This window comes from Enterobacter kobei, assembly GCF_001729765.1.
GTDB classification, from domain to species: Bacteria; Pseudomonadota; Gammaproteobacteria; order Enterobacterales; family Enterobacteriaceae; genus Enterobacter; species Enterobacter kobei.
Window position 1 is genome coordinate 769796 of record NZ_CP017181.1, and the last position, 16861, is coordinate 786656.

At 55.5% G+C, this 16861-nt stretch carries 14 protein-coding genes; 2 read left to right on the forward strand and 12 right to left on the reverse strand.

What is annotated here, in order from left to right; genetic code table 11:
- Nucleotides 1-6: 6 nt before the first annotated feature.
- The 12 genes from BFV64_RS03650 to thpR all read right to left on the reverse strand — a co-directional run bounded on the left by BFV64_RS03650 (nucleotide 7) and on the right by thpR (nucleotide 11388).
- Nucleotides 7-2604: an outer membrane usher protein gene (locus BFV64_RS03650; RefSeq protein WP_069601706.1), complete on the reverse strand. Its 2598-nt coding sequence runs from the start codon at nucleotides 2602-2604 to the stop codon at nucleotides 7-9.
- A gap of 77 nt (nucleotides 2605-2681) precedes the next feature.
- Nucleotides 2682-3425 (reverse strand): fimbrial chaperone, encoded by a 744-nt coding sequence (locus BFV64_RS03655; RefSeq protein WP_069601707.1) that lies wholly within the window; start codon nucleotides 3423-3425, stop codon nucleotides 2682-2684.
- Nucleotides 3426-3506: 81 nt separating this feature from the next.
- Nucleotides 3507-4118, reverse strand: a complete 612-nt coding sequence (locus BFV64_RS03660; RefSeq protein ID WP_047344010.1) for a fimbrial protein — start codon at nucleotides 4116-4118, stop codon at nucleotides 3507-3509.
- Nucleotides 4119-4451: 333 nt separating this feature from the next.
- Nucleotides 4452-4832 (reverse strand): aspartate 1-decarboxylase, encoded by a 381-nt coding sequence (panD, locus tag BFV64_RS03665; protein WP_014882598.1) that lies wholly within the window; start codon nucleotides 4830-4832, stop codon nucleotides 4452-4454.
- A 32-nt stretch (nucleotides 4833-4864) separates the two neighbouring features.
- Nucleotides 4865-5716, reverse strand: a complete 852-nt coding sequence (panC, locus tag BFV64_RS03670; RefSeq protein WP_014882599.1) for a pantoate--beta-alanine ligase — start codon at nucleotides 5714-5716, stop codon at nucleotides 4865-4867.
- A gap of 11 nt (nucleotides 5717-5727) precedes the next feature.
- The gene (panB, locus tag BFV64_RS03675) at nucleotides 5728-6519 is read right to left on the reverse strand and encodes a 3-methyl-2-oxobutanoate hydroxymethyltransferase (RefSeq protein WP_014882600.1); all 792 of its coding nucleotides are present in this window, start codon (nucleotides 6517-6519) and stop codon (nucleotides 5728-5730) included.
- Nucleotides 6520-6640: 121 nt separating this feature from the next.
- On the reverse strand, nucleotides 6641-7120 hold the full coding sequence (gene folK, locus BFV64_RS03680) for a 2-amino-4-hydroxy-6-hydroxymethyldihydropteridine diphosphokinase (protein WP_045134593.1): 480 nt from the start codon (nucleotides 7118-7120) through the stop codon (nucleotides 6641-6643).
- The gene (pcnB, locus tag BFV64_RS03685) at nucleotides 7117-8514 is read right to left on the reverse strand and encodes a polynucleotide adenylyltransferase PcnB (protein ID WP_072093610.1); all 1398 of its coding nucleotides are present in this window, start codon (nucleotides 8512-8514) and stop codon (nucleotides 7117-7119) included. The genes folK and pcnB overlap by 4 nt, the downstream gene beginning before the upstream one ends.
- Nucleotides 8515-8556: 42 nt before the next feature.
- The gene (gene gluQRS, locus BFV64_RS03690; RefSeq protein WP_063433967.1) at nucleotides 8557-9447 is read right to left on the reverse strand and encodes a tRNA glutamyl-Q(34) synthetase GluQRS; all 891 of its coding nucleotides are present in this window, start codon (nucleotides 9445-9447) and stop codon (nucleotides 8557-8559) included.
- 59 nt (nucleotides 9448-9506) lie between these two features.
- Nucleotides 9507-9962 (reverse strand): RNA polymerase-binding protein DksA, encoded by a 456-nt coding sequence (gene dksA, locus BFV64_RS03695; RefSeq protein WP_001155232.1) that lies wholly within the window; start codon nucleotides 9960-9962, stop codon nucleotides 9507-9509.
- 176 nt (nucleotides 9963-10138) lie between these two features.
- A complete protein-coding gene (gene sfsA / locus BFV64_RS03700) occupies nucleotides 10139-10843 on the reverse strand; it encodes a DNA/RNA nuclease SfsA (protein ID WP_023332114.1) in 705 nt (234 codons plus the stop codon).
- Nucleotides 10843-11388 (reverse strand): RNA 2',3'-cyclic phosphodiesterase, encoded by a 546-nt coding sequence (gene thpR / locus BFV64_RS03705; protein WP_023332115.1) that lies wholly within the window; start codon nucleotides 11386-11388, stop codon nucleotides 10843-10845. Before thpR ends, sfsA begins: the two co-directional genes overlap by 1 nt.
- 73 nt (nucleotides 11389-11461) lie before the next feature.
- Between thpR and hrpB the strand changes: the two genes are divergently transcribed.
- Nucleotides 11462-13891, forward strand: a complete 2430-nt coding sequence (gene hrpB / locus BFV64_RS03710) for an ATP-dependent helicase HrpB (protein WP_069601708.1) — start codon at nucleotides 11462-11464, stop codon at nucleotides 13889-13891.
- Nucleotides 13892-14107: 216 nt separating this feature from the next.
- Complete coding sequence (mrcB, locus tag BFV64_RS03715) at nucleotides 14108-16633, forward strand: bifunctional glycosyl transferase/transpeptidase (protein ID WP_014882607.1); 2526 nt, start codon at nucleotides 14108-14110, stop codon at nucleotides 16631-16633.
- Nucleotides 16634-16861 lie beyond the last annotated feature (228 nt).

The window sequence follows — 16861 nt, forward strand, 5'->3', positions numbered from 1 at the left end:
CCCGGATTACATTTCACATGTTTGGTTATTGAGTAGGGTAATGAGCCCGGCTTTCTCTAAATCGGGTTTCAGCTGATAGCGCACTGTGCAGGAACCGTCCTTGTCACCGCTCCAGACCACGCGGAGCACGCCGCTGTTCTCGATACCGCGAACATAGGCCTGACCGGCCTGGCCCACGGAACCCACCGATTCATTTTTTTCATTCAGCACGTCAGCGCCCAGTGGAATAAAGCCGTTATCGTTACGCTTAAGCTCAAGAACGACCGAACGTCCTTCGTCGGTTTCAAAATTCACCAGCACGACAGAACCGCTGCGCGGTACGGTGGTGGTGGTGGTATTTTTCACTTCAACGTCGTTTTCGAGGGTCCTGATATCCAGCGAAACCCGATTTTCCCGATACGCGGACATATACGGCAGAATGCCGTAGCCGGAGTCGTTAATCGTGCCTGCGCCGTAGCCCACACCCGCGCCCTTCGCACCGCTGGCCTTGACTACCGCGATGGCATCGTTATCGCCAATGCTGCCCGGTGCGAAGGCGATACCGCCCGCGTGTGCGACCATCCCGCCGCTGTAAGAGGCGGAGAACTGCTTGCTATTGTCGTCACCAAACGAGGCGGAAACGCCGAGCGGACCATAGCTGCTATTTAGCGAGCTATAACCACTGATTTGGTTCAGATTGCCGTAGTTACCGCTGCTGGACGACGTACTGACGGAGTAGCTGACCTTGTTATCCTGAGTGTTGCCACTCGCGGAGCTGTTGAAGTTAGTACCGCCTTTAAGATCGGAACGCAGGCCCATGTTGACGTTCGAGAACCCAGCTAAACGCGAGTTGTCCTGCGAGAAGACGCTCAGCGGCACGCTCAGGCTGAGGTAAACGCTGTCATCCTGTTGACCGCGCTGGTCGTAAGTCCGCTGTAACGACAGGCTATAGCTACCGTAGGCGAAGCTGTTGTTGTAGCCCACGTTGTAGTTAGAGTTAGAGCCTTCCCCGTTCCAGTAATCTTGCCAGGTTCCGCTGACGTACAGCGAACCGTAATCCTTTTCAGCCGCCCTCAGAGGCTGGTTGAGGCTGATTTGGATCTGGTTTTTAGTACGCTGGTAGTCATCGTAAAGAGCCGTATTTGACTCATAGCTACGGTTGGCATAGTTCTGCTGTTTGATGCTGTTACGCAGTTGCGCGGCATCGTTCAGGCTCAGATAGTCTTCGGTAGAGAAGCGATAGGCCGCCACGTTGAACGAGGTGTTCGTGGCTTCAATGCGCTTACTGTATGTCAGACGATAACTCTGCCCACTGCGCGTGCCCAGGTCTTCGATATCCGCGTGCGACTGGGTGATGTCCAGCGCGAAAGCACCGATGGGGGTGTTCATGGCCAGGCCGAGGATGCCTGCATAGAAGTCCATGTCGGTGTACTGGGCGCCAGCATAGCCCGTGAAGGTATTGTTGAGGCCGTAGTAGAGCGTACCGTAGCCTACCTGGGGCTTGTCGATCAGCGAGTCGTCGTTCAGTTCACCCATGCCAACGTCCCAGCGTGAGGATCCAGGGCGTAGCATCTGGGTCACGGACGAGAACGGCACCGTGAACGTGCGCTTGCTGCCGTCCGCCTCTTCAATGGTGACCAGCAGATCGTTACCGTAGCCCGTGGTGCTCAAATCGTTGATCTCAAACGCGCCCGGCGGTACCGAGGTCTCATAAATTTTATTGCCGCTCTGCGTGACGCTGACTTTGGCATTGCTGTTTGCCACGCCGCGAATCACCGGTGCATACCCCGTCGAACCGTTTGGCAGCATACGTTCGTCGCTATACAGGCGTGTTCCGCGCAGGCTCAAGGAGTCGAAGGCTTCTCCGTTGGTAAAGGAGTCACCGAGTACCCATTGCGCGTCAAGAGAGGTGATGTCACGCTGAAGATAAATATCCTGGCTGCTGTAGTGCGTGCCGTTGTCTTTATCCCAGTTCAGACTGCCGCGCGATCGCAGGCGCCATGGCCCCATGTTGAGACCATAGCGCAGGCCCGCATAGGCGCTTTGAGAGGTTGAACCGCTGTTTTCGCTGTGCCAGCCGTTGAGATCGTAAGACAGAAGCGCCGCCGGAATGCCGTTATCCCAAAGGGACGGGTCGACATAGCCTAACGGGCGCTTAACCACGTAAATTTGCGGGAAGTTGAGGTTCAACACCTGCTTAGCGCTGTCGTAGTTGACCGACGCTTCAGGATAGAATTTTTTTACATCGATGCAGGTCTCGTTGTCGTCGTCGTCCAGCTCGTCTCCGAGTGCGCGGGTATCCACACCGGACTGCGAGAGCAAAAGCCTCGTAATACAGGGTGTCGCGCGCGGCGTCCCGTTATCTTTAAAGATAATGTCAACCGTCGATTTTAACGTGCCGTTTAAATTGACCCTGGTACGGTACGTACCCGGCGCCACCGGGTTACCATGCGCAAAGCGGCTTACGTCAATATTTGTGCTTCTTGAGAGAAGAAACTGTTCGTTAAATTCGACCGCATCTTCGTTTTCCTGCGCGGTGTCATTAGCTGCGTGACTGTCTGCACAAACATGTAAGGGGAATGCCGTGCCGATCGCAAGGCATAAAAGAGAACGTCGGAACACCATGGCACATCCATTTATCAGTGCGGATAAACATATCCGCAGAGCTCATGCTATCTATTGTTATGTTGTCGGGTGGCAAATTACTTCAACGTGGTTTCGTGGTTGTCGACCCCACCGTTATCGTTAATTGTTTCGTATGCCACTTTGCCGGTTGTGGTGGTGGTTAATCCTTTGACCAGCATGGCTTTCTCGCTGAAAGGTAGAACAGACTGGTGGGCTACCTCATAGGTCTTTTGGCCCGACTTAAGTTTGACCATTGAAATCGCTACGTTGTACGGGGACTCGTTATGGGCGACGAGGCTGACGCCGTTGCCGTCTTTCTTCATGGTCCAGGTGACATGGTCGGCGGCTTCCAGCGCTGAGCCTTTCAGTCCGTCTGGACGGAAAAAGAATTTTATGCGGGTGCGGAACGCCAGCTGAAGCTGGTTTGTATTTTCGGCGTTGGCATTTTTAGGTTTTGGCGGAATTTCTAATACGTTAAACCAGAACAACGATTCGCGGTCTTTTGGCAGCGACTGACCCATGTAGGTAATACGCAGAGACTGACCTTGCTTAGGGTCGATACGTGAAACTGGCGGGGTGATCACGAACGGGAGCTTAAGTTCTTCCGGGCTTTTTTCGTCGCGACCGTCGTCCAGCCAGGACTGAACCAGCAGAGGTTTTGCACCACGGTTATCCAGGTTAACGATGACGTCTTTTGATGACTCAGGGTAAACAATGCGGGTGCCGGAAATAACAATATCGGCACTGGCGTGTGATGCTGAAAATAAAACAGCAGTAAACAGCGCGGTCTTTAATCCTTTAATTGCGGATGCGTTAAACATAATTTTTCCACTTCCTGTTGGAATGATAAGAATAATCCCCCAGAAGCGGGGGATTATTTAAAACCTGCAAAACAAAGAGGTTTATTCGTAGTTCATGGTGAAGGCAACTTGTGCCTGCACGGTACCGGCGGATACTGGGTTAGTGGTTTGATCCCAACCCTGGCCCTGGGTATAAGCTACTTTGTAGTACAGCTTAGCCGCGCCGCTTGTATCAACAGTGGCCTGCTGAGTGTTGTTAGTCTGGTCGATTTTCACCAGATCGGTTTTGGTATTGCCATCGTTGCTCAGTACGAGGTTAACGTTCTTCGCAGAACCCTGAGCGTTTGCTGGTGGAACCAGCAGGCCGCCTTCGGTAGAAGTAGAACCCGCCCAGGAGTTGAACTGTGCAGATGCTTTAGCCACGGTAGCAGTATCACAACCGGTCAGCGCCAGGTTGAATTTTTTCTGGCCCAGGGTGCTGGTAGTACCCAGGGCAGTGGTGCCAAAATCAGCAACAGATACGGTGTCCAGGGTGACATCGAAATCGTTACCACTCTGGTCAATTTTCTGATCCAGGGAAACTTTACAAGTGGTGTTAGACACCATGCCGTGGAAAGTAATCGTACCTGTGTCACCTGGAACAGCTGCAATTGCGGAACCTGCGCTCAGAGCCAGTGCAATTGCCATACCCATGCTAACTTTTTTAAAAGACATACCAATATCCATATTTTGAAGTTAAAACATTTAAATCAATAATTTTTTTTGGAGCTATTGATTTAAAATCTGAAATGTTATTTCGTGGCGGATTCTAGAGATTTATTTGGGATAAGACTAGTCAACGGGGGTGATTAAAACTGCAGGTTGGTTTAAGTTTTTCTTAATGGGTGGGAATTATGATTTGGGAATTATATAATATAATTCTCTGAGATTTCTTTGATTATTTATTTAAATCCTATTAAATGCGCTATAATTGATCGTGGCTTGCACAAAAAAGACTGGACTCATTTTGATAGTGAATGGGATAAAAATGAGTCCAGGGAAAAGAAATCAGGCGACCTGAACAGGAATAGCTTTTGCCGTGCGCTTCATTTCGTTATCGCCTTCAAAATAGGCCACTTTGGGCTGCCAGCGACGCGCTTCTTCGTCAGACATCATCACGAAGCTGGCGATGATCACGATATCGCCCACCTCTGCGCAGTGTGCTGCCGCGCCGTTGACGGAGATGATTTTGGACCCGCGTTCGGCGGCAATTGCATAGGTAGAGAAGCGTTTGCCGTTATTGACGTTCCAGATATCGATCGCTTCGTTCTCAAGAATACCCGCCGCGTCGAGGAAATCCTGGTCAATGGCGCAGGAGCCTTCATAGTGCAGGTCTGCCTGAGTCACTTTCACACGGTGAAGCTTACCTTGCAGCATTTTGCGAATCATTACGTTTACCTTTCATCTTCCGGGTAGAAAAACTACGCCAGCTCAACCACTTTGTTGTCAATCAGGCGAGCCTGGCCAAGCCATGCCGCCACCAGAATTACCGCACGTTTGCTTGTCTCTGCAAGTTCGAGCAGCGTATCAGCATCGCGGATTTGTACATCGTCAGCCCGGAGACCTTTGTCGTTCAGCGCCTGTTCCGCAAGAGCAATAATCTCTTCTGCGGTTAATGCTTTCGCCAGAAGCTGTTCTGCCATGCTGTTCATGACCTTGCTTAACGCGGGGGCGATTTTACGCTGCTCGGCGGTCAAATAGCCATTGCGGGAGCTGAGCGCCAGCCCGTCTTTAGCGCGCACGATCGGCACGCCCACAATCTCAATATCATATCCCATGTCCGCCACCATTTTGCGGATCAGCGCCAGCTGCTGGAAATCTTTCTCGCCGAAGCAGGCGATATCCGGCTGCACCAGGTTAAACAATTTGCTGACGATGGTGGAGACGCCGCGGAAATGGCCCGGACGGCTGGCGCCTTCCAGCATGGTCGAAATTCCCGGAACGTCCACGTAGGTTGCTTCGCCGGTTCCCTGAGGATAAACGTCTGCCGGAGACGGCGCGAAAACAATGTCCGCCTGACGCTTTTTGAGCTTCTCGCAGTCTTCCTGCAGGGTTCGCGGGTAGCGCGCCAGGTCGTCTGCGCGGTCAAACTGCATGGGGTTTACGAAGATACTGACCACCACGATATCTGCACGGGCTCTTGCTTCGTCGACAAGCTTCATATGGCCGTCATGCAGGTTGCCCATGGTCGGGACCAGTGCAATACGTTTACCTTCCTGACGCGCGCGACGGATGTGCTGGCGAAGCAGCGGCAGGGTTTCAATGATTAGCACAACGAGACTCCTTAATGGAAACTGTGTTCTTCACCCGGGTAAACACCGGATTCAACGTCGGCAATATACTGCCTGACCGCGGCGCGCATGTCGCCCGCTTCGGTAAGGAAATTTTTCGCAAATTTCGGGATATGCCCGCCGGTAATACCAAAGGCGTCGTGCATCACTAAAATTTGCCCGTCGGTCACGTTGCCAGCACCAATACCAATCACCGGAATCGACAGCGCTTCAGTGATACGTTTCGCCAGTTCAACAGGCACGCACTCCAGCACCAGCAATTGCGCGCCTGCAGCTTCCAGCGCCAGGGCATCATCAAACAGCGTCTGTGCCGCATCGCCACGGCCCTGCACCTTGTAGCCGCCAAAGATGTTGACGGACTGTGGCGTCAGGCCCAGATGGCCGCACACCGGCACGGCGCGTTCGGTGAGCATCTTCACCGTATCAACCAGCCAGGCTCCTCCTTCAATTTTGACCATATTGGCCCCGGCCCGCATGACCGCCGCCGCGTTTTCGAATGCCTGCTCCGGTGTGGCATAGGCCATAAACGGCAGATCGGAAAGCAGGAGGCAGGCTGGCGCACCGCGGCGCACGGCGCGGGTATGGTAAGCAATATCCTCAACCGTGACCGGCAGGGTGGAATCATGTCCTTGTACCGTCATCCCTAACGAATCTCCGACCAGCATGACGTTGATACCCTCTTCGGCAAACAGTTTGGCGAAGCTGTAGTCATACGCGGTGATGGTGGCGAAGCGTTTTTTTTCCTGTTTGCATTTCTGCAGTAAGGAGATGGTGGTTGGTTTCATACTGTTTCCTGATAGCCCAAAGCGAATCTTTGCGCATTCTAACAGTAACATTCCGGGGAACAATGATTTTAGGCAACCGATTAACCACAATTATTTAGCGGCCAACCGGTGGGGGAGAGGTTTACCAGCGAGCGGGTTTTTCCGCGTTCAGGTTGTCCAGAACGGTCTTTAACGAGGTACCGTCCGGGAAGGTGATATCGGGGGCGACTTCAAAGAGCGGCCAGAGCATAAATCCGCGATTTTTCATATCATAATGCGGTACGGTGAGGCGATCGGTATGAATCACCTCCTGGCCAAACAGCATGATGTCGAGATCGAGGGTGCGCGGTCCCCAGCGTTCGGCTTTGCGCACGCGGCCCTGCTGGAGCTCAATGCGCTGGGTATTATCCAGCAGCGCTTCTGCATCAAGGGCTGTTTCCAGCAACACGGCAGCGTTCAGATAATCAGGCTGATCCTGTGGGCCGAGCGGCGGGGTACGATAAAACGACGAGACGGCGACGATCCGGCTTTGCGGAATCTCGCCCAGCGCCTTTACGGCAGCGTTAACCTGCTCCAGCGGAGAGGCTAAGTTACTGCCGATGGCGATACAGGCGAGTGTCATGCTGAACCTTCACGACGCGGCGCACGTTTGCGCGGACGACGATGACGGCGACGCGGTGCGGGCTCTTCATCCAGCCCGGTCAGCATATCCTTCTGTTCCGGCGGAGCGGAAACCTGGAATTCAGCCCACCACTGCGCCAGACGCTGCAGCTCCTGATTGCGTTCAATTTCCGCACGCAGGGACAGCAGATCGAACGCGGCGCGGAACTTTGGATGTTCCATCAGTTTCCAGGCGCGTTTGCCCTGGCGACGGGACATGCGCAGCTGAAGCTGCCAGATGTCGCGCACCAGCGTGGTAATACGTTTCGGGATCGCCAGCGTACGGCACCCTTCGTCCAGCACGTCGTTTGCGGCCAGCGCGAAGGCATCGTAATAGGCCAGGCCGCTCTCCTGAGTAATTCTTTGCGCGGTTTCCAGCAGGGGATACCAGAACATCGCCGCAAACAGGAATGCCGGGTTCACGCGCATGTCATTCTGGATGCGGGTGTCGGTATTTTTCAGCACCTGCGCAATCATGCGCTCCATCGGGCTGTCACCGTTTTCGGTGAAGTAGCGCGTAATGGTCGGGAACAGCGGCTGGAACAGGTTGTATTCGCGCAGCAGCTTGTAGGTTTCAAACCCGTAGCCAGCCTGCAATAGCTTCAGCGCTTCTTCAAACAGACGGGCAGGCGGCACGTCGTTGATCAGCGTCGCCAGACGCGGGATCGGCTCTGCCGTCTCCGGGCTGATGCGCATGTTGAGCTTGGCAGCGAAACGCACGGCACGCAGCATACGCACAGGATCTTCGCGATAACGCGTTTCTGGCGTGCCGATCAGGCGGATCAGGCCCTCTTTCAGGTCCTGCATACCGCCCACGTAATCACGCACGGTGAAATCCGCCACGCTGTAATAGAGGCTGTTGATGGTGAAGTCGCGGCGCTGGGCATCTTCTTCGATAGAACCGAAAATATTGTCACGCAGCAACATACCGTTCTGGCCGCGCTGGGAGGTCGTGCGATCGGATGCGCCCGCTTCGTGGTGGCCGCGGAAGGTCGCCACTTCGATAATTTCTGGCCCAAACATGACGTGAGCAAGACGGAAACGGCGGCCAACAAGACGACAGTTACGGAATAACTTGCGCACCTGCTCAGGCGTGGCGCTGGTCGTCACGTCGAAATCTTTTGGTTTTTTGCCCAGCAGTAAATCACGCACCCCACCGCCAACGAGATAGGCCTCGTAGCCCGCTTTATTCAGACGATAGAGCACCTTGAGGGCATTTTCACTGATATCTTTGCGGGAAATAGTGTGCTGCTCACGCGGAATAACCGACATGTGTGGCTGTGCAATAGCATCGTTCGCCATGCTCTCTTCGCGGCTTAGCACTTTACGGCAAAAATTAGCGACTCGGGTAAAAATGGTACACCTCGTAGTGTGTTTTGTTATGAAAAAAGCGGCTAATCATAGCTCAGCGCAACGCATTTGAGAATGCTGGATTTTTGGCACCGCCGTGAGCGTCCATTGCGCGATGGCCATTTTCAGCAGTTCGTCAATACGCAGATCCTGCCATTCGTGGGTTACATTTTGGTTGAGAAATCGCAGCGCGTCGATCAAAACAGGACGCGGATCGCCGTCTGGCAGGGCTGGGGCGTGGTTTTGCTTGGACAGTTTAATGCCCTGCGCATTGACCGCCAGCGGCAAATGAAGATAACCCGGTACCGTCCAGCCAAACTGCTGATACAGCGATATTTGCCGCACGGTAGGTTCGACCAGGTCTGCCCCACGCACAATTTCCGTGACGCCCTGGAAATGGTCGTCGACGACAACGGCCAGGTTATAAGCAAACAGACCATCACGACGGTGAATAATAAAATCTTCGCGCGCCAGACGTTCATCGGCACGGATCTCTCCGGAGAGCAGATCGTGGAAACGGGTGACGGGCGCACGTTGCAGCAGGCGCACGGCGGCGTTCTCCGGGGGATGATTGAGCGTACGGCAGTGCCCGTCATAGACGCCGCCAACGCTCTGGATACGCGCGCGGGTGCAGGTGCAGTTGTAGGAAAGCCCTTGCTCAGCGAGCCAGGCCAGACGCTCCCGATACGCCTCGTGGCGTTTTGACTGCCAGAGAACCTCGCCGTCCCAGTGCAGGCCGTAATGTTCCAGCTGACGCAGTATGGTCTCTGCAGCACCGGGAACTTCACGCGGCGGGTCAATATCTTCTATGCGGACGAGCCATTTGCCCTGGCTGGCGCGAGCCTGCAGGTAGCTGCCGAGCGCGGCAATTAATGAGCCGAAGTGTAATGCACCGGAGGGAGATGGCGCGAAGCGCCCGATATAGTGTGATTCAGACATATCAACGTTAACAAGGCGGGAGAGACTCCCGCCTTTGGAGTGGGTAAACAGCGCTGGTATTAACCGGCCATCTGTTTTTCGCGGATTTCGGCCAGCGTTTTACAGTCGATGCACAGATCGGCGGTTGGACGCGCTTCCAGGCGACGAATACCGATTTCAACACCGCACGATTCGCAGTAGCCAAAATCTTCGTCTTCGACTTTTTTCAGCGTTTTCTCGATCTTTTTGATCAGTTTGCGTTCGCGGTCACGGTTACGCAGTTCGAGGCTGAACTCTTCTTCCTGAGCGGCACGGTCTACCGGATCCGGGAAGTTTGCAGCTTCATCCTGCATATGCGTAACGGTGCGATCGACTTCATCCCTGAGTTGATTACGCCATGCTTCAAGAATACGCTTGAAGTGCGACAGCTGGGCTTCGTTCATATACTCTTCGCCCGGTTTCTCTTGATACGGCTCCACCCCAGCGATGGCGAGAATACTCAGGGACGATGTTTTACGGTTTTGCCCTTCTTGCATGTTGCTTCTCCTTAACACGCACTATCGATCCCCGTGTTGGGGGAAAAATCAGGTCGCTATAAATAGCAGATGCTTTTCCGTATGGCAATTATCTAAACGTAACACTTGACAAGCCTGTGAGGAAAAGCGTATTTGCGCACGCGGCCAGAACACATAATCATCAATCGTCTAATCCCTTATAAGACAATGGGAAGAGAGGATCTCAGAGTCATATTATCGGCAGAAAGTTCCGCCTTATAAGCGAAAACCTCTACCCCCTGCTTTTGTGCCTCATTCAACAATTGCGCGTATTTAGGGTCAATATGGCGGGCAGGGGAGAACCGTTCAATGGCTGAATGCAGTACCGCAAACAGCAGTACGGCGCGTTTGCCCGCCGCCGCAACACTCATTAGCTCCCGCAGGTGCTTCTGTCCACGTAGCGTAACCGCATCCGGGAAGTAGCCATTTTCCTGTTCCGCTAACGTCACTGATTTTACTTCAATATAGCACTCCGGCCTGTCTTCCGCCTGTAACATGAAGTCAATTCTGCTGCTTTCATCGCCATATTTCACTTCACTTTTATGCGTACCATAACCCACCAGTTCGGGAATAGTGCCATGGGTCAGCGCTTCCTTAACCAGTTGATTGGCGCGCAGGGTATTAACGCAAATAAATGCCCCACTTTGTGTCTCAGTTATTTCCCAGGTATGGGGATATTTGCGTTTAGTATTTTCTGAAGTGGAATACCAGACCGTGTCACCCGGCGTGGCGCAACCGGTCATGGCTCCGGTGTTGGGGCAGTGCAGAGTGAGCGTTTTCCCCTCAGGTGTCACCACGTCGGCGAGGAAGCGTTTGTAGCGTTGGATCAGCGTGGCGGGCTGGAGTGCAGGGCTAAACTTCATCAGGATTCCTTCATCGTGTCGCCCAGCGTCCAGCGCTGTAGCGGCGTATAGCGTGTGCGTCCTTGAGCAAAGACAGATTCATAAAGCGCGAATGCATTGACCGGGAAAGCCCAGTGAAAACCCGGGGCCGGTAGGGCAACGGCCTGACCGGCATCGCGCAGCAGCGTGATATGCGGATGAAATGGCTGCGGGCTCTGATAACAGCCGCTGCGCGCCGCCTGCGCGCGCAGCATATTCGCCAGCTGCAATAATCCGCGCGGTGGCTGGCGCGTGCCCAGCCAGACCACGCGCGAACGTAGCCATTGCCCTGCATCGTCGAGGTGCAGCGTAAACGGCGGCTGAGAAATCCGCCCGGCCATGGCGGCTAACGCCCGCTGTTTCCCGGCACTTACGTCGCCCAGAAATGCCAGCGTCAGATGCAGGTTCGCGGCCGCAACGGGCCGACCTGCTTCCGGTGGAAAATGTTCAGCGCGCCAGCGAACGATTTGCCGCTGAACAGGGGCGGGCAGCTCAATGGCAAAAAACAGTCGTTTTGACTCAGACATACGGGGGACTCGGTAATGATATGCGCCGATGCTACAATGTACGCCGACTAATGTTAACCCTCTGGAGCTGTTAGTGTCCTCATTGCCGGTCGCCGTCGTCCTTCCCGAGCTTCTTGCTGCCTTACACCACGCCCCGCAGGTTTTGCTTAACGCGCCTACGGGGGCGGGCAAATCCACCTGGCTGCCGCTACAGATCCTCAAAGAAGGGAAGATTGCCGGAAAAATCATCCTGCTGGAGCCGCGCAGGCTCGCCGCACGCAACGTGGCGCAGCGACTGGCGGAACTGCTGAACGAAAAACCGGGCGAAACGGTAGGTTATCGGATGCGTGCCGAAACCTGCGTTGGCCCGTCCACGCGCCTTGAAGTGGTTACCGAGGGCATTCTCACCCGCATGCTGCAAAACGATCCGGAACTGACCGGCGTGGGGCTGGTGATCCTGGATGAATTCCACGAACGCAGCCTGCAGGCGGATCTGGCCCTGGCGCTGTTGCTGGACGTCCAGCAGGGGCTGCGCGATGACCTCCGGCTGCTCATTATGTCGGCGACGCTGGATAACGCGCGGCTGCAGCAGACGCTGCCTGATGCCCCAGTGATTGCCTCCGAAGGTCGTGCATTCCCGGTGGAGCGGCGCTATCAGCCGCTACCTGCCCATCAGCGTTTTGACGAAGCGGTGGCTGTCGCCACGGCTGAACTGCTTCGTCAGGAGCCGGGGTCGCTGCTGCTATTTTTACCCGGTGTGGGAGAAATCCAGCGCGTACAGGAGCAACTGGCATCACGGGTGAGTAGCGACATTATTCTGTGTCCGCTCTATGGCGCGCTGTCGCTGGCCGATCAGCGTAAAGCGATCCTTCCCGCCCCGGCGGGGCAGCGCAAAGTGGTGCTGGCGACCAATATCGCGGAAACCAGTTTGACCATCGAAGGCATTCGCCTGGTGGTGGATAGCGCCCAGGAGAGGGTGGCCAGTTTTGACCCGCGCACCGGGCTGACTAAGCTGCTCACGCAGCGCATCAGCCAGGCGTCGATGATCCAGCGTGCGGGCCGTGCCGGGCGTCTTGCGCCGGGCATTTGTCTGCATTTGACCAGCGCGGAGCAAGCTGAGCGTGCCGCACAGCAAAGCACGCCAGAAATTTTACAAAGTGATTTGTCTGGCCTGGTGATGGATCTCCTGCAATGGGGCTGTCCTGACCCTGCCCAGCTCACATGGCTCAACCCTCCGCCAGCGGTTAACCTCACGGCGGCGCGCAGCCTGCTGACTCAGCTTGGCGCGCTGGAAGGCGAGCGTCTGACGGCGCGCGGGCAGAAAATGGCGGCGCTGGGTAACGATCCGCGTCTGGCTGCCATGCTGGTGGCCGCGCAAGGGAACGATGAAATTGCCACGGCGGCCAGGCTGGCGGCTATCCTTGAGGAGCCGCCGCGCGGTGGCAGTAGCGATCTGGTACAGGCATTTTCGCGTAATCAGGGGAACTGGCAGCAGCGGGCGCAGCAGCTGGCCAAACGCCTGAATAGCCGGGGCGGTTCACCTGACAGCGATAAAATTGCCTCCCTGCTGTCAGAAGCCTTCCCGGACAGAATTGCCCGCCGCCGCGGGCTGGACGGGCGCTATCAGCTGGCAAACGGCATGGGGGCGATGCTGGACAGCGATGATGCGTTAACGCGTCACGAATGGCTGATTGCCCCGCTTTTGCTTCAGGGGAGCCACTCTCCTGACGCACGTATTTTACAGGCGTTTGCCGTAGACATTGATGCGCTGACCCGCGCTTGTCCGCAGCTGCTGCAGCAGTCCGATATCGTGGAATGGGATGAGACTCAGGGCACGCTAAAGGCGTTTCGCCGCAGTCAGATTGGCAAACTGACGCTCGGGACGAAACCGCTGGCGAAGCCGTCAGAAGAAGAGTTACACCAGGCGATGCTGAACGGCATCCGGGAAAAAGGGCTGAGCGTACTGAACTGGACGCCGGAAGCTGAACAGTATCGTATACGCCTGCACTGCGCCGCGAAGTGGCTGCCGGAACACGGCTGGCCAGCGGTGGATGATGAGACGCTGCTGGCTACGCTTGAGCACTGGCTACTGCCGCAAATGAGCGGCGTACACTCCTTGCGTGCGCTCAAGGAGCTTGATGTTAAGACCGCGTTACAGAACTTACTGGACTGGTCATTACGTCAACGTCTGGATAGTGAGCTGCCTGGGCATTACACTGTGCCCACCGGGAGCCGGATTGCCATTCGTTATCATGAGGATAATCCTCCGGCGCTGGCGGTACGGATGCAGGAGATGTTTGGTGAAGCCACCACACCGTCTATCGCAGAAGGGCGTGTGCCGTTGGTGCTTGAGCTGCTGTCGCCTGCGCAGCGTCCGCTGCAGATCACCCGCGATCTGGGCGCGTTCTGGGCGGGAAGTTACCGGGACGTGCAGAAAGAGATGAAAGGGCGCTATCCCAAACACGTCTGGCCGGACGATCCGGCGAATACGGCGCCGACACGGCGGACGAAGAAGTATTCGTGAATCAGGGGAAGAGGGGAGTGCGGCCTGGATTGTGCGGGCTGGATTGTGCGGCCTGATGCCCTCACCCCGGCCCTCTCCCATGGGGAGAGGGAGAAAACACTAAAGACTTTCCTGCAAGGAAAGTCTTGCTGTTTATTTTGAGAGATTTCTTCTTTCACAGGTCAGTGGAAGAAATGAGAATCGGGCCTTTGCGCCTGAACGTTGCGGAGAAAAAGCATGGCGGGGAATGACCGCGAGCCAATAGGACGTAAGGGAAAACCCACGCGTCCGGCGAAAGAAAAGGTAAGCCGTCGTCGCCTCAGAGATGAGGACTATGACGATGACTATGAAGACGATTATGAGGATGAAGAACCGATGCCGCGTAAAGGAAAAGGCAAAGGGCGCAAGCCTCGGGGCAAACGCGGCTGGTTCTGGCTGCTGCTGAAGCTGTTCATTGTTTTTGTTGTGCTGATGGCGATTTACGGCGTTTATCTGGATCAGAAGATCCGCAGCCGTATCGACGGTAAAGTCTGGCAGTTACCTGCGGCAGTGTATGGCCGTATGGTGAACCTTGAGCCAGATATGTCCATCAGTAAGAACGAGATGGTGAAACTGCTGGAAGCGACCCAGTATCGTCAGGTGTCGAAGATGACGCGCCCTGGCGAATTTACCGTTCAGGCGAAAAGCATTGAGATGATCCGCCGTCCGTTCGACTTCCCGGACAGCAAAGAGGGGCAGGTGCGCGCGCGTCTGACCTTTGACGGCGATCGTCTGGATACCATCGAGAACATGGATAACAACCGTCAGTTCGGTTTCTTCCGTCTCGATCCGCGTCTGATCACCATGCTCTCGTCGGCAAACGGCGAGCAGCGCCTGTTTGTGGCGCGTAACGGCTTCCCGGATCTGCTGGTGGATACGCTGCTGGCAACCGAGGACCGTCACTTCTACGAGCACGACGGCATCAGCCTTTACTCTATCGGCCGTGCGGTACTGGCGAACCTGACCGCGGGTCGTACCGTGCAGGGGGCGAGTACGCTGACTCAGCAGCTGGTGAAGAACCTGTTCCTCTCCAGCGAACGCTCTTATTGGCGTAAAGCCAACGAAGCGTACATGGCCGTGCTGATGGATGCGCGTTACAGCAAGGATCGTATTCTTGAGCTGTACATGAACGAGGTTTACCTCGGTCAGAGCGGCGATAACGAAATCCGCGGCTTCCCGCTGGCAAGCCTGTACTACTTTGGCCGCCCGGTGGAAGAGCTGAGCCTGGACCAGCAGGCATTGCTGGTGGGCATGGTGAAAGGGGCGTCCATCTACAACCCGTGGCGTAACCCGAAACTGGCGCTGGAGCGTCGTAACCTGGTCCTGCGTCTGCTGCAACAACAGCAGGTGATCGATCAGGAACTGTACGACATGCTGAGCGCGCGTCCGCTTGGCGTGCAGCCGCGCGGTGGGGTGATCTCTCCTCAGCCTGCGTTTATGCAAATGGTGCGTCAGGAGCTGCAAAGCAAGCTCGGTGATAAGGTCAAAGATCTCTCCGGCGTGAAGATTTTCACCACCTTTGACTCCGTGGCCCAGGATGCAGCAGAAAAAGCCGCGGTGGAAGGTATTCCGGCACTGAAGAAACAGCGCAAGCTGAGCGATCTGGAAACCGCCATGGTGGTGGTTGACCGCAACACCGGCGAAGTACGCGCGATGGTGGGCGGTGCCGAGCCGCAGTATGCGGGCTATAACCGTGCCATGCAGGCGCGTCGTTCGATTGGTTCTCTGGCAAAACCGGCGACCTATCTCACCGCCCTGAGTCAGCCGAATCTGTATCGTCTGAACACCTGGATTGCCGATGCGCCAATCTCACTGCGTCAGCCTAACGGTCAGGTCTGGTCCCCGCAGAACGATGATAAACAGTTCAGCGGCCAGGTTATGCTGGTGGATGCGTTGACCCGTTCCATGAACGTCCCCACGGTTAACCTCGGTATGGCGCTGGGCCTGCCTGCGATTGTCGACACCTGGCAGAAACTGGGCGTGTCGAAAGATCAGCTGCATCCGGTTCCGGCGATGATTCTGGGGGCACTTAACCTGACGCCGATCGAAGTGGCACAGGCGTTCCAGACCATTGCCAGCGGCGGTAACCGTGCGCCGCTTTCGGCCCTGCGCTCGGTGATTGCCGAGGATGGCTCCGTGCTGTATCAGAGCTTCCCACAGGCAGAACGTGCGGTGCCTGCGCAGGCGGCCTATATGACGCTGTGGACCATGCAGCAGGTTGTGCAGCGCGGTACTGGCCGTCAGCTGGGGGCGAAATATCCGGGTCTGCATCTGGCGGGTAAAACCGGGACCACCAACAACAACGTCGATACCTGGTTTGCCGGTATTGATGGCCGTGAAGTGGTGATCACCTGGGTAGGCCGTGATAACAACCAGCCAACCAAGCTGTACGGTGCAAGCGGGGCGATGTCGATTTACCAGCGCTATCTGGCGAATCAGTCTCCGGTGCCGCTGAACCTGGTTGCGCCGGAAGATATCGTCGATATGGGCGTGGACGGTTCCGGTAACTTTGTTTGCGGCGGTGGGATGCGTACCCTGCCGGTCTGGACCACCAACCCGGACTCCCTCTGCCAGCAGAGCCAGCCTGAACAGCCAACGGGCAACCCGTTCGATCAATCTTCTCAGCCTCAGCAGCCGCAGCAACAACAGCCGCAGCAGCAGAATGAGAAGAAAGACAGCGATGGCGTAGCCGGCTGGATTAAGGACATGTTTGGCGGGAATTAATTAATTCCCTGAATAAAAGGCCGCTTTATTTTAAAGCGGCCTTTTTTATTGTTTACAGTCCGCAATCCTTTAAAAAAAGTTAATTCAAAATTAAGAATTCCTAAGATTCATTATTTTTTATTTAAAACATAGTCTTGTGCGCCATTATGTGCAGGAGGTTTTTAGGCTATCTGGACACTGGTAAGAATGATCTGATTTAATCGCCTCAAGGAATCACAGGCTTTCCTG